Source organism: Rhabdothermincola sediminis (assembly GCF_014805525.1).
Taxonomy (GTDB): Bacteria; Actinomycetota; Acidimicrobiia; order Acidimicrobiales; family Acidimicrobilacustridaceae; genus Rhabdothermincola; species Rhabdothermincola sediminis.
On sequence record NZ_JACFSZ010000008.1, the window covers coordinates 54,018 to 66,676 of the forward strand.

The 12,659-nt window shown below is 70.5% G+C and carries 15 protein-coding genes and 1 tRNA gene; 9 read left to right on the forward strand and 7 right to left on the reverse strand.

Annotation, left to right across the window (positions count from 1 at the left end):
* Positions 1–210: 210 nt before the first annotated feature.
* The 3 genes from HZF19_RS08110 to HZF19_RS08120 form a co-directional block, all read right to left on the reverse strand.
* Positions 211–474, reverse strand: coding sequence for a MazG nucleotide pyrophosphohydrolase domain-containing protein (locus HZF19_RS08110; protein ID WP_208028261.1), 264 nt, complete (start codon positions 472–474; stop codon positions 211–213).
* Between the two features lie 96 nt (positions 475–570).
* A tRNA-Pro gene (locus HZF19_RS08115) sits at positions 571–644 on the reverse strand.
* A 54-nt stretch (positions 645–698) separates the two neighbouring features.
* Positions 699–1,133 carry a response regulator gene (locus HZF19_RS08120; protein ID WP_208028262.1) on the reverse strand — a complete coding sequence of 145 codons (435 nt, stop codon included), beginning with the start codon at positions 1,131–1,133 and terminating at the stop codon, positions 699–701.
* A gap of 67 nt (positions 1,134–1,200) precedes the next feature.
* Here HZF19_RS08120 and HZF19_RS08125 point away from each other — a divergent pair, with 67 nt between their 5' ends.
* Entirely contained in the window at positions 1,201–1,554 is a 354-nt protein-coding gene (locus HZF19_RS08125; RefSeq protein WP_208028263.1) for an STAS domain-containing protein, read from the forward strand.
* Positions 1,555–1,578: 24 nt separating this feature from the next.
* Here HZF19_RS08125 and HZF19_RS08130 read toward each other — a convergent pair whose 3' ends face one another.
* Entirely contained in the window at positions 1,579–2,712 is a 1,134-nt protein-coding gene (locus HZF19_RS08130) for an ArsA family ATPase (RefSeq protein WP_208028264.1), read from the reverse strand.
* Positions 2,709–3,698, reverse strand: coding sequence for an ArsA family ATPase (locus HZF19_RS08135; protein WP_208028265.1), 990 nt, complete (start codon positions 3,696–3,698; stop codon positions 2,709–2,711). The genes HZF19_RS08130 and HZF19_RS08135 overlap by 4 nt, the downstream gene beginning before the upstream one ends.
* A gap of 4 nt (positions 3,699–3,702) precedes the next feature.
* On the opposite strand from HZF19_RS08135, the gene HZF19_RS08140 reads away from it, so the two are divergent.
* The 7 genes from HZF19_RS08140 to HZF19_RS08170 all read left to right on the forward strand — a co-directional run bounded on the left by HZF19_RS08140 (position 3,703) and on the right by HZF19_RS08170 (position 10,065).
* Positions 3,703–4,986, forward strand: coding sequence for an NfeD family protein (locus HZF19_RS08140; RefSeq protein ID WP_208028266.1), 1,284 nt, complete (start codon positions 3,703–3,705; stop codon positions 4,984–4,986).
* 282 nt (positions 4,987–5,268) lie between these two features.
* Positions 5,269–5,499 (forward strand): WhiB family transcriptional regulator, encoded by a 231-nt coding sequence (locus tag HZF19_RS08145; RefSeq protein ID WP_307781168.1) that lies wholly within the window; start codon positions 5,269–5,271, stop codon positions 5,497–5,499.
* 149 nt (positions 5,500–5,648) lie between these two features.
* Complete coding sequence (locus HZF19_RS08150; protein ID WP_208028268.1) at positions 5,649–6,155, forward strand: FxsA family protein; 507 nt, start codon at positions 5,649–5,651, stop codon at positions 6,153–6,155.
* Positions 6,155–7,039: an NUDIX hydrolase gene (locus tag HZF19_RS08155; RefSeq protein ID WP_208028269.1), complete on the forward strand. Its 885-nt coding sequence runs from the start codon at positions 6,155–6,157 to the stop codon at positions 7,037–7,039. Before HZF19_RS08150 ends, HZF19_RS08155 begins: the two co-directional genes overlap by 1 nt.
* Positions 7,036–7,887 (forward strand): MBL fold metallo-hydrolase, encoded by an 852-nt coding sequence (locus HZF19_RS08160; RefSeq protein WP_208028270.1) that lies wholly within the window; start codon positions 7,036–7,038, stop codon positions 7,885–7,887. The genes HZF19_RS08155 and HZF19_RS08160 overlap by 4 nt, the downstream gene beginning before the upstream one ends.
* A gap of 12 nt (positions 7,888–7,899) precedes the next feature.
* On the forward strand, positions 7,900–8,418 hold the full coding sequence (locus HZF19_RS08165) for a flavin reductase family protein (RefSeq protein WP_208028271.1): 519 nt from the start codon (positions 7,900–7,902) through the stop codon (positions 8,416–8,418).
* A 138-nt stretch (positions 8,419–8,556) separates the two neighbouring features.
* On the forward strand, positions 8,557–10,065 hold the full coding sequence (locus HZF19_RS08170) for an aldehyde dehydrogenase family protein (RefSeq protein WP_208028272.1): 1,509 nt from the start codon (positions 8,557–8,559) through the stop codon (positions 10,063–10,065).
* A 79-nt stretch (positions 10,066–10,144) separates the two neighbouring features.
* Here the strand turns inward: HZF19_RS08170 and HZF19_RS08175 are convergent, their stop codons facing one another.
* Together HZF19_RS08175 and orn are read right to left on the reverse strand one after the other, a co-directional pair.
* The gene (locus HZF19_RS08175; protein ID WP_208028273.1) at positions 10,145–11,221 is read right to left on the reverse strand and encodes an MBL fold metallo-hydrolase; all 1,077 of its coding nucleotides are present in this window, start codon (positions 11,219–11,221) and stop codon (positions 10,145–10,147) included.
* Positions 11,218–11,811 (reverse strand): oligoribonuclease, encoded by a 594-nt coding sequence (orn, locus tag HZF19_RS08180; protein WP_307781169.1) that lies wholly within the window; start codon positions 11,809–11,811, stop codon positions 11,218–11,220. Before orn ends, HZF19_RS08175 begins: the two co-directional genes overlap by 4 nt.
* Positions 11,812–11,870: 59 nt before the next feature.
* On the opposite strand from orn, the gene HZF19_RS08185 reads away from it, so the two are divergent.
* The gene (locus HZF19_RS08185; protein ID WP_208028274.1) at positions 11,871–12,515 is read left to right on the forward strand and encodes a pentapeptide repeat-containing protein; all 645 of its coding nucleotides are present in this window, start codon (positions 11,871–11,873) and stop codon (positions 12,513–12,515) included.
* The last annotated feature ends 144 nt before the right edge of the window (positions 12,516–12,659 follow it).

The following is a 12,659-nucleotide window of genomic DNA, read 5'->3' on the forward strand; positions in this document are numbered from 1 at the left end:
GTGCTTACTGGTCCTTGACCAATCGCCGTGGGGGATACTCCCTCGCCATGGTGGACATGGTGAGGGAGTCGGGTGGGTGGTGCAGGGTCGGCGTTGGCGGGTGTGGCGTTGGGTCCTGGTTTTCGTGGGCTACGCGGCGTAGTGCGGCGGTTGGGTCGGCCCTGCGATCCCCCAGTGGGTCATGACTGCTCGATCTGCACCGAGCGATGGTCAGCTCGGGGGACGAGGCGGGTCGGTGACGTAGCGCTGCGCAGCCTCGGCCAGTGCGAGGTCGAGCTGGTTGGCGAGCGACGCCAACCAGGCGAGCACGTCACCGAGCTCGTGGAGCTGCTCGTGGCGCGACCCCTTGCGCACGGCCTGCGCCAGCTCGCCCAGCTCCTCGCACAACCAGGCGACGGTGGCGGGGATGCCCCGTTCCCGGTCGGCCTCGCCGTAGAGTTCGGCCATCAGGTCCTGGAACGCCTCGATCTCCACCGGGCGAGCGTAGGCGACGGGCGCCGGCGTCCCGGGCGGCCGAGAGCGCCGGCATGGCGACTATCAGGAGCCACCGTCGGTGGCCGGTGTCCGTAGTCGGGGTGGCGGGATTTGAACCCACGACCTCTTCGTCCCGAACGAAGCGCGCTGCCAAACTGCGCTACACCCCGGAAGGAGACGAGCGTACCCGAGCCGGCACGCCCCTCCGAACCCGATCGGCCGCCTCATGCCTCCACGGTGGCGACATCGGCCCGCAGGTCAGTGTCTGCGTCGACCCCCTCGAAGTAGCTGTAGCCGTCGAGGAGCACCTCGGCCGCCTTGCGCAGCCGAAAGGCGTCGAGGGGCTTGATGAGCCACCCGTCCGCGTCGGCCCGGTGCGCGAGGAACACGTCGGCCGCCCGGTCGAGCAACATGAGCACCGCGGTGATCGGCAGCCGGTCGGCGCCCTCCTCGTTGCGGATGGCCATGCACGTGGCCATGCCCCCCATGTTGCCGATCTGCAGGTCGAGCACCACCAGATCGGGTTGCAGCTCGCGGATGGCGGGGATCACGTCGACCCCACGGCGCACCCGGTACACCGTCGTCTGGTCGTCGGCGAGGGCCGCGTCGACCTCGTCGAACACCCAATCTGCGTCGGTGGCGAGCAATACGGTCGGCACGGCGGCGAGGTTACCGGAACACCCCCGAGCACCGATAACCGTCAGGGGGCTTGGCTAGAGTCGCCCCGTGCTCCAGATCCACGTCGAGGACGCGAACAGCTACACGATCTGTCGCCCCATCGGCGAGCTCGACGCCTACACCGTCGGCCAGTTCCGCGAGGCCCTGGCCGAACTGGCAGCGGTGCCTCGGCTGCTCATCGACCTCTCCGAGGTGCCCTTCATGGATTCCGCCGGCCTTGGCGCGCTCATCGGTGGCATCCGCCGGGCCCGCGAGGCCGACGGCGAGGTGACCGTCGCGTGCAGCCGCCCCACCCTCACTCGGCTGCTGCACACCACCGGCTTCGATCGCATCGTCCCCGTCACCGAGACCGTCGACGAGGCCGTCGACGCGTTGCTGAACCCCGACGCCGACGCCACCTGAGCTGGCTGTCCGGGTGCGCCCCGGTCAGGCCCGCAGGCGGCCCTCCCGGGGGAATAGGTGGCGAGCCACCTCGGCCAGACCGTCGAGGTCGTGCACGTCCGAGCGCAGGAACGGCACCCGCACCACCGGTGCCGGCGCCACCCGTTCGGCCAGACCGGCCAGGTGCGCCTCCTCGCGGGCCGCGACCGTGGTGAAGTCCGCGAGGTTGTCGTAGAGCCCGCCGAGCGCCGTGCCCTCCCAGGTGCGTGCCCGCTCGCGCAGCGCCTCGGGGGACGCGTCGCTGAACCGGGGGTGCATCCGGTTCACGATCAGCGCCCGCACCGGGATGCCCGCTTCCCCGAGCTTCTCGGCGAAGAACGTGGCCTCCACGACCACGTCGGCGCGGGGCGCGGTGACCAGCACGAAGGCGGTCTCCTCGTGCGTGAGCAGCTCCAACACCCTCGCCGCCCGGTCCCGGAACCCCTTCTCCATGCCGTCGAAGGCTTGGAAGAAGGTGATGGCGTCGCGAACCACTTCGCCGCCCACCACCTTCGAGACGGTCCGCAGGAACGCCTGCGCGGCCACGTTGACCGCCTTCACGATGCCGCGGGTGGGTGCCATGAGCACCCGGTAGAGCCGATGGTCGAGGAAGCGCGTCAGCCGCCTCGGCGCTTCGAGGAAGTCGAGCGCGTTGCGGGTCGGTGGGGTGTCGACGACGATCAGCTCGAAGCGGCCGTCCTCGTGCAGCTCGTAGAGCTTCTCCATGGCCATGTACTCCTGCGTGCCGGACAGGGCCCCGGAGATGTTGCGGTAGAAGCGGTTGTTGAGGATGTTCTCCGCCTGCTCGGGCGACTCGGCGTGCTTGAGCACCAGGGCGTCGAAGGTGCTCTTGGTGTCGAGCATCAGCGCCCACAGCTCGCCGGGCCAAGGGCCGCTCACCTGGGTCGGCGTGTTCGTCAGCCCCTCGAGCCCCATGGCGTTCGCCAGCCGGCGTGCCGGATCGATGGTGACCACGCAGGCCCGCAGCCCGAGGTGCGCGGCTTCGAGAGCCATGACCGCCGCGGTGGTGGTCTTGCCGACGCCACCACTGCCGGTGCAGACCACGATCTCGTTGCCCGTGAGCAGGGCGCGCAGATCCGCCCGTGGTTGCTCGCGGAGGTGGAGCGGCGCGGCGCTCACAGCGTGGCGAGCTCCTCGACACCGGCGAGGAACGCCCCGGCGAGGCGCTCCACGTCGTCAGGTCCGAGGTCCGCGGTGAACGAATAGGGGAGCCGGATCTGCGGCAGCGGCAGCCGTTCGGCTAGCCGGTCGATCTGCTCCTGCTGCAACGCCATACGGTGCCGGCGGAACTCGGCTGCGGACGCCAGCGCCTCCGCCTCCCCCGCGTGGAGGAACGCGCCGGCCTCGCGGGCCGCGCCCACGGGGTCGGCGTCGAGGCCGTCGATCGGTGGGTACAGGCCGTTGACCACCACCGGCCCCAACTGGAGTCCGATCTCGTCCTCCAGGCTGAACGCCGTCTCGACCAGCTCGTTCACCGGTGTCTCCTCCGGTAGCGTGACCAGCACGACCTGGCAGCGCGACCCGTCCGAGAGCATGTCCATGACGTCTCGGGCCTGGCTGTGGATGGGCCCCACGCGCACCGCGTCCAGCAGGCCGCTCGCGGAGCGCAGGAAGGTGATGGCGTGGCCGGCGGCGGGCGCGTCGAGCACGATGAGGTCGAAGCGCCCCTCCCGCTCGAGCTGCTTGACCTTGCCGAGTATGAGGATGTCCTTGATGCCCGGCGCCGCGGTGGCGACCACGTCCAGCGCGCCGGTGGTGATGAGCCGGCGGGAGATGCGGCTCATGCCGTGGTCCTGCAGGTACTCGACCAGCGCGTCGTCGGGGGTCAGGGTGCGGGCGCACACGTCACCCGCGGCATCGGGGCCACCCCCCACCGCGAGGGTCACCTCTTGGTAGTCGAACGGCGGCTGGCCGAACAGCGCCGCCAGCCCGCTCTTGCCCTCGACCTCGACGATCAGCGTCGAGAGGCCCGTGAGCGCCGCGGCCCGGGCGAGCGCGGCGCTGACCGTGGTTTTGCCGACACCGCCCTTCCCGGCCACGATGAGCACGCGGGCTGCTGCGAAGAACTGCGCAGGGTCCAAGCTCTTCCCCTCGGAGGCACCCACCCGGATGCATCTGGTGCGCAGACTATCCACGCTCGGGGCGACCCTCGTCGCCCTCGGTGTCGCGCTTCTCGGAGTGTCGCCCGCTCACGCCCAGCCGGATGCGGCGTCCACGGTGGTCGACGTCGTCAAGGTTGACGGCTTGTTCGATCCGGTGCTGACCGACTTCGTGCAGCGTTCGGTCATCGAGGCGAATCAGGCGGGGTCGACGGCGCTGGTCCTGCAGGTCGACACCGACGGCGCGGTGGTGAGCGAAGAGCGCTTCCAGGAGCTCATCGACGTGATCGCCGGCTCGCAGGTGCCCGTCGACGTGTGGATCGGGCCGAGCGGATCGCAGATGACCGGGCGGCCCGCGCAGCTCCTCGGGGTGGCGAGCGAGATCGCCATGGCGCCAGGCACCCGGGTGGGGGATGCGGGCACGCTCGACAACCCGGACCTCGACCAGCGCCGGCTCGACCTGATCCGTGACCGCACCCTGAACGACGCCGAGGCCGCCCAGTTCGGCCTCACCACCCAGGACGGGCCGACCATCGGGGACTTCATCGTTAACCTGCCGGGGGTCGAGACCCGGGAGGTGACAGCCGAGGACGGCCAGGTGCGCCGGGAGCCGGTCACCCAGGTGCGCTTCGGGCAGCTCTCGCTCATCGACCAGCTCATGCACACGGTGGCCAGCCCGGCGGTGGCCTACCTGCTCTTCGCCGCCGGGCTGGCCCTGATGATCTTCGAGCTGTTCACCGCTGGGGTGGGCGTGGCGGGTGTGGTCGGCGCCGGCTCCTTCGTGCTCGCGTGCTACGGGCTCGCGGTGCTGCCCTCCACCTGGTACGGCATCGCGCTGCTGTGCCTCTCGATGGTCGCCTTCGCGGTCGACGTGCAGACCGGGGTCCCGCGCTTTTGGACCGGGGTGGGGATGGTCAGCTTCGTGGTCGGGTCGCTGGTCCTCTACGACGGGGTGTCGCTGTCGTGGGTCACCCTCGTGGTGGCGATCGTCGGGGTGGCGCTGGCCTTCCTTGCGGGCATGCCGTCGATGGTGCGCACCCGGTTCTCCACCCCGACCATCGGGCGGGAGTGGATGATCGGCGAGATGGGCCGGGCCGTCACCCCCATCGCCCCCGATGGCGTGGTGCAGATCCGTGAGGCTCTGTGGCGGGCCTACACCAACCGGGCCACGCCGATCGAGGAGCTCGACCGGGTGCGGGTGGTCGGCATCGAGGGGCTGGTGCTCGAGGTGGAGCCCGAAGAGGGCGGGGCCCGGGACTACCGGGACCGGGGTCGCCGGGCGGGCGGGAGCTGAGCCGGTAGAGGGGTCTGGTTCCCAGCCTGTGCTCGTGGTTGCCATGTGCGGGAATCACGCCAATGTCATCTTTCTTCCGGTGAGCTTCTGGGAGACCGGCGATATGAGCAGGGCCGCTCAGCACCATCTCCCCAACAGGCCGCTGACCAGCACTTCTCGGACGATCATCCTTGTAAACACGAACTGAACTTCACCCTTGTTTCAGGCAAATGGGAGGTTTAGGGTCCCCGGAGAAAGGGGGGAACGAGGTTGATCGCTCAGCGTGCAGAAGACTCCTGGCAGGTGAAGGCGGCGTGCAGGGGACCGCAAGCAGCCGTGTTCTTCCCGCCTGCGCAGTTCGAACGCAAGGAGGACAAGCTCCGGCGCGAAGCGCGGGCGAAGGAGATCTGCCTGACTTGCGGGGTCAAGAAGGAGTGCCTCGAGTACGCGCTCAGCATCCGGGAGCCGCACGGCATCTGGGGAGGGCTCAACGAGGCGGAGCGCAGCCGGCTGCTCGCGGAGCGGGCAGGCTGAGCGCGCCGGTGCCGCGTCCTCGGGGGCTCGTTCGGGGGGACGAGCACCCGAGGATGCGCCCGTAGCCACCCGAGCGGCGCGGCATGCCGGGCGGGGCCCGGTTCTTCCGCCCAGGGCATCGCCGGGGCCCGCCGGTAGGATGATCGTCCATGATCGGCGTGCTGTTCCTGCTTTTCCTGATCGTGCCGATCATCGAGCTGTGGGTCATCCTGCAGGTGGGGCAGGCCTTGGGAGTGCTCCCGACCCTCGCGCTCCTGATCGCCGTGAGCGTCGCCGGTGCCTGGCTGGTGAAGCGCGAAGGCCTCGGCGTGTGGCGCCGGGCTCGCCGCCAGATCGAGCGGGGTGAGGTGCCGGCGAACGAGCTCGTCGACGGGCTGCTCGTGCTCCTCGCCGGGGCCCTGATGCTCACCCCCGGCTTTGTCACCGACGCGGCGGGCGTCCTGCTGCTGCTGCCGCCGAGCCGCGCCGCTCTGCGCACGTTCCTCGTGCGGCGGTACCGCGATCGACTGCGGGTGACGTCCCGGTTCTCCGGGTTCCGCGGCTCGGGAGGAGCCTTCGTCGCTACCGCCGTGTACGACGTGGAGCACGTCCGCGACGCCACGCCGCCTGGCTGGCGGTCGCCGTCGCCCGGGCCGTCGCGGGAGCTGGGCGCCTGATGGGCACCGTCGAGCTGCGCCCCGCGGCGACGATCATGCTGGTGCGCGACGGCTCGGAAGGCCTCGAGGTCTTCATGCTGCGACGCAACCTCCGCTCGGACTTCGTTGGTGGGGCGTACGTGTTCCCCGGGGGCGCGGTCGACGACCACGACCGGCACGAGAACCTGGAGGCGGTCTGCGCCGGCCGCACCGATGCCGAGGCGTCCGCCCAGCTCGGCGTGGAACGCGGTGGCCTCGCCTTCTGGGTGGCCGCCATCCGCGAGTCGTTCGAGGAAGCAGGGGTGCTGCTGGCGTACGGGCCGGACGGTGCGGTCGTGCGGCTCGACGATCCTGGCGCCGGGGCCAGGTTCGCCTCCCACCGCCGCGACGTCGACCGGGGCGCTCGCCGGTTGGTCGACATCTGCGCGGAGGAGGGCCTGCGCCTGGCGGTCGACGGCATCTTCTACTTCAGCCACTGGATCACGCCCGAAGGGGCACCCCGCCGCTACGACACCCGCTTCTTCGTCGCCCGGGCCCCCGACGGTCAGGTCCCCTTCCACGACGACCACGAGGTCATCGCCAGCCTCTGGGTCCGCCCGTCGGAGGCGCTGGCGCGACATCGAGCCGGTGAGTTCGAGCTCATCTACCCGACCATGCGCAGCCTGGTGACGCTCGAACGGTTCGCCAGCGCGGACGAGCTGCTGGGGGCCGCGGCCGCCATCGAGGAGGTCCCGGCCATCGAGCCCCGCATCGTCGAAGACGAGGGTGGCGGGGGGTACCGCATCGTGTTGCCGGGCGACCCCGGCTACGACGACGTCGTGCCGGCCGTCCTGCCGGAGGGTGTGCCGATGAACAAGCTGCTCGTGCGGCGCGAGCACGTGCCGGTGACGGAGGGCGGGCGGTGAGCGCCGGCGTGGTGCCCGAGATCCCCGAGCCCCCCCCGCTCGTGCCGGGCGTGGCCCGAGCGCTCAGCCCACTGGTACGTCGGATCATCGCCCCCAACGCCGGCCTGATGACCGGAGCGGGTACCAACACCTATCTCGTCGGCATCGACGAGATCGCGGTGATCGACCCCGGCCCCGACGACGAGGGCCATCTCGACGCGATCGTCGGCTGCGGTGGCGACCGGATCCGGTGGATTCTGTGCACCCACACCCATCCCGATCACGCCCCGGGCGCGGCCGGTCTGAAGGCGCGCACCGGCGCCGAGGTGCTGGCCTTCAAGTCGAAGGACGGGCTCAAGGTCGACCGCCGGATCGGCGACGGGTTCCGCATCAGCGCCACCGAATTCCGCCTGACCGCCCATCACACGCCCGGGCACGCGTCCAACCACCTGTGCTTCCTGCTCGAAGAGGAGCGCATGCTCTTCTCGGGCGACCACATCATGCAGGGCTCGACCGTCGTGATCCGCCCACCGGACGGCGACATGGCCGCGTACCTGGAGTCGCTGGCTCGCACCCGCCAGCTCCGCCTGCGCTCCATCGCTCCCGGGCACGGGCACCTGATCGAGAACCCGAACGAGGTGATCGACTACTACCTCGCGCACCGCTCGGAACGTGAGCGCCAGATCTACGACGCGCTCGCCGCCGCGGGGACCGCGAAGATCGACGTGCTGGTGAAGCAGATCTACACCGACGTGCCGGAAGAGCTGCACCCGGTGGCGCGCCACTCGGTGCATGCCCATCTCCTCAAGCTCGCCGCGGAGGGCAAGGTGAAGGGCAAGACCCTCACGGGCCCGTGGTCGGTGGTCTGAGCCGAGCCGTCGGTGCTGCACGAAGGGCCAGCAGCGCAGCGGGCCTTCCCGTCGTTCACGGCGCGACTCGACCAGACGGTCTTCATCGTCACCACCGTCGGCGATCGAGGCGAGCGGGCCGGGTGCCTCGTCGGCTTCGCCGCGCAGTGCAGCATCAGTCCCCCACGCTTCCTCGCGCTGCTGTCGGTGCTGAACCGCACCCACCAGGTCGCCGAGTCCGCGGACCTGCTGGCGGTGCACACCGTTGCTCGCGGCGCGCAACCGCTGGCCGCCCTGTTCGCCGGTGAGACCGGGGACGAGGTCGACAAGTTCGCCCGCTGCGCCTGGACGCCGGGCCCCGGCGGCGTGCCGATCCTCGAAGAGTGCCCCAACTGGTTCGCCGGGCGGATCCTGTCTCGGGTCCGGGGCCTCGGTGACCACACCGGCTACCTCCTGGAACCGGTGGCGGTAGAGCTCGGCGACCCCGGTGAAGCCCTGCTCGGGATCCACGACGTGGCCGGCATCGAGGCTGGTCATCCGGAGAGCAGCTGAGCGGTACCGCGCACACCTCTGACGGCCCGTCAGGCCTGTGCGATGCGCCGATCCCGCGAGTACCGTCCAGCCAGCCAGCGAGTGACGGGCGAGGGTCGAGACGGTCGACCTGCCTGCGAGACACAAGGGGGATCGGCTATGGCCGACTACCAGCTCTTCATCGACGGAGCGTTCACCGACGCCGCGTCGGGTGAGACGTTCGCCACCTACAACCCGGGCACCGGCCAGAAGCTCGCCGACCTCCCGAAGGCCGGGCGCGACGATGCGATCCGGGCCATCGAAGCAGCCCGCAAGGCGTTCGACGAGGGGCCGTGGCCGAAGATGTCGGGTGCCGAGCGGGCGGCCAAGCTCCGGCGCATCGTCGAGCTCATCAACCAGCACTCGGCCGAGCTGGCCGAACTCGAAGCCCTCGACAGCGGCGGCACCATCCTCAAGGCCCAGATGGCCGACGTACCCGGCGCGGTCTCGGCGTTCGAGTGGTTCGCACGCATGGCCGAGGAGCGCCCGGACCGGGTTGACCTCGAGGGGTCCCCGTTCCCCGTGTCGCAGAACTACATCCGCTACGAGCCGATCGGCGTGTGCACCGGCATCATCCCCTGGAACTTCCCGCTCATCATGGCTGCCTGGAAGATCGCCCCGGCACTCGCCGCGGGGAACACCTCGGTACTCAAGCCCGCCTCCCTCACCTCGCTCTCCGCGCTGAAGCTGGCCCAGATCATCGCCGAGGCCGACCTGCCGCCCGGGGTGGTGAACATCCTCGCCGGGCCCGGTGGCACGGTCGGCGAGGAGCTGGCCTCGAACCCGCTGGTCGACAAGACTGCGTTCACCGGCTCCACCGAGGTCGGCCGCCGGATCATGCAGCTGGCGTCGGGCACCGTGAAGGCGGTGACCCTCGAGCTCGGTGGCAAGTCGGCCAACATCGTGCTCGACGACGCCGATCTCGACCTGGCGGCTGCCGGCGTGCTGTGGGGCACCTTCTTCCACGGCGGTCAGGTCTGCGAGTCCGGCACCCGGGCGCTCGTCCAGCGAGGTATCTACGACGAGTTCATCAGCCTCCTGGTGGAGAAGGCCAACAACATCGTGGTCGGTGACCAGATGGAGATGACCACCAACATCGGCCCGCTGGTGTCACGGGGCCAGGTGGAGACCGTGGAGCGCTACGTGAAGCTCGGGCGCGACGAGGTGGGCGAGCCGCTGTGCGGCGGCGGGGCCCCCGACAACCTGCCCGACCACCTCGACAAGGGGGCGTTCTACCGTCCGACGATCTTCGCCGATGTCGACAACAAGGCCAAGATCGCCCAGGAGGAGATCTTCGGCCCGGTGCTCTGCGTGATCCCCTTCGACACCGACGACGAGGCGGTGGCCATCGCCAACGACTCGATCTACGGGCTCGCCGGCGGGGTGCAGAGCGGCAACATCGAGCGGGCGGAGGCGGTCGCGGCCCGGATGCGTACCGGCACGGTGTGGATCAACGACTACCACTTGATCTCCCCCGAGCGGCCCTTCGGAGGGTACAAGCAGTCCGGCATCGGTCGCGAGCTGGGCACCCAGGGCTACGACATCTACCGCCAGGTGAAGCACGTCCACATCAACCCGGAGACCTCCGGGCGCGACAACCACTTCCACTACGGCGTCCTCGGGGTCTGATCCTGCTTGCCCGGCGAGCGTGGAGCGGTAGAGCGCCTCATCATCGAGCGGGGCGCTCGATCACCACGCGTTCGCCGGGTCAGCCGGTGACCAGGTAGTGGAGCAGGCCACCCTCCTCACGCACCAGCGCCGCGCCCCTCGCTCGCAGGTGCTCGAGGTGCGCGTAGGTCTCGCTCTCGGCCATCGAGCCCCAGTTCCGGGGGGCGAACAGCTCGTGTGACAGCGCCTCGACGGTCGCCCAACCGATCCCCGCGCTGATCTCCCGGAGCCGGTCGAGCCGTTCGTCGTGGTGGCGCTTGATCTCCTCCACCCGCCGCGGCAGGTCGCCGAAGGGGTGACCGTGCGCCGGCAGCACCGTCGTCACCCCTGCCAGCTCGGCCACCCGGTCCAGCGAGTCGACGTAGCGGGCCAGCGAGTCGCCCTCCACCAGTCCCGAGATGTGCGGGGTGATGGTGGGCAGCACGTGGTCGCCCGCGAGGACCACCCCTCCATCGGGGTCGAACAGGCACAGGTGGTCGTCGGTGTGCCCGGGCGTGTAGAGCGCCACCCACTCCCGCCGAGCGAGGGAGATGGTGTCGGCGTCGTCGAGGCGGTGGGTGGGCTCGGGCACCCGGAAGAATGGCAACCCGCTCGCCAACCGCTGCCGGAACAGCGCGACCTTGTCGGGTGGCGGCCCTTCGATGGTGCCGCCCCAGGGAGCGGGACGGCGGAAGTCGAGTTCCTCGTCTTGCCCTTCCGGCTGGTCGGCTCCGTCGTCGTCGGGCCGGCGCTCCTCGAGCTCGGCGTCGCCGTCGAGCCGCCCGTCGAAGATGGTGCGGAACCGCGACGAGGTCACGACCCGGGCGCCGGTCTCTGCCGCGAGCAACCCGGCACCGCCGAAGTGATCGGGATGGGAGTGGGTGACGATCACCGTGTGCACCCGCGCCAGAGGGATGCCGGCCGCGTCGAGCCGGTTGAGCAGCGCCCGCCACGACGCCTCACCGGGCAGACCGGGGTCGACCAGGGCGAAGCCGTCGCCGTCCTCGAGGGCATAGGTGTTGACGTGGCCCAAGCCCGGCAGGTCGATGGGGAGCTGTAGCCGCAGGATCCCGGGAGCGACCTCGGCGATCTCCTCGGACGCGGGGAGCTGCTCCTGCTTGGTGGATCGGCTGGTCACGGCTCTCCCGCCGGATCGGGGGCGTCGGCCGCGCCAGTGGTTGGTTCCGGGTGGCTCGCCACCCGGAAGAACGTGTCGCGGTAGTAGCGCAGCTCCTCGATGCTCTCACGGATGTCGTCGAGAGCCCGGTGGCTCTCGGCCTTCCTCGGCGCTCCCGCCAGCAACGCGGGGTTCCACCGCTTGATGAGCTCCTTCACGGTCGACACGTCGACGGAGCGGTAGTGCAAGAACTCCTCGATCTCGGGGAGGTACCGGGCCAGGAAGCGGCGATCGGTGCCGATCGAGTTGCCGCACAGTGGGACCGTGCGCGGCTCGGCGATGTGCTCGCGCAGGAAGGCGAGGGTCTGGGCGCCGGCCTCCTCGAGGGAGACCGACGAGGCCCGGATGCTGTCGAGCAGGCCGCTGCGGGTGTGCATCTCGATCACCACCTCGCCCATGTGGGCCAGCGCGGCTTCGGACTGGTGGATCACCAGGTCCGGCCCCTCGGCCACGATGTGCAGGTCGTCGTCGGTGATCAGGGTGGCGATCTCGACGATCACGTGGCGATCCGGGCTCAGGCCGGTCATCTCCAGGTCCATCCACGCGAGCACGCCGGGCAGCGTACCGGGGTGCCTGGCACCGGCCGGCTCGACCGGTGAGACTCTGCCCGATGCGACGGTTGGTCCCGGTGGTCGTGGTGGCGGTGCTGCTCGCCGCCGGTTGCTCGTCGGGTGGCGGTGACCGGGACGGTGACGACGCAGCCGGCTCGGGGGAGGACCCGGCCACGGCCACGACGATGCCCGGGGTCACCGGCACGGTGCCCGCCGGCGACCTCCCCCTCTCCTCGGTGACCACGGTCGAGGCCGAGCTCCCCCCGGTCGAGCCGCTGGCGAAGCCCACCGGGGTCGGGGAGGACGGCGAGCTGTCGGCCGCCCGGCTCGAGGGCTGCGTGACCGGCGGCTCCTGCCGGGAGATCGAAGCTCCCCTGGTGATCTGGCCCGGGGCACAGCTCGCGGGGCTCGACCTCTCCTTCGCCGTGCTCACCGGCGTCGACCTGCGGGGCGCGGACCTCTCGGGCGCGAACCTCACCTCGGCGAACCTCTCCGGAGCGAACCTGGCCGGGGCGAAGCTCGACGGGGCCACCCTGGCAGACGTGAACTTGACCGGGGCGAGCCTGACGCTGGCCAGCGTCCGGGGCACGGATCTCCGGGGCGCCGACCTGCGGGACGCGATCATCGACCGGGCCAGCTTCCAGGCGTCGATCTTCTGCCAGACGGTTTGGGTCGACGGGACCAGACTGAACGACCTCTGCTAGCACCATCAGTGCCCGCCCTGCTGCGGGCTGTATGGATCGCGGTCACGAGCGGTGGTAGACATGAGGCCGGCGGTCTCCTTTTCGGCACCGCCCACGAGCTGTTGGGGGTTCGGGCGCGCCCGGGCCCGGGGACACGCGATCGAA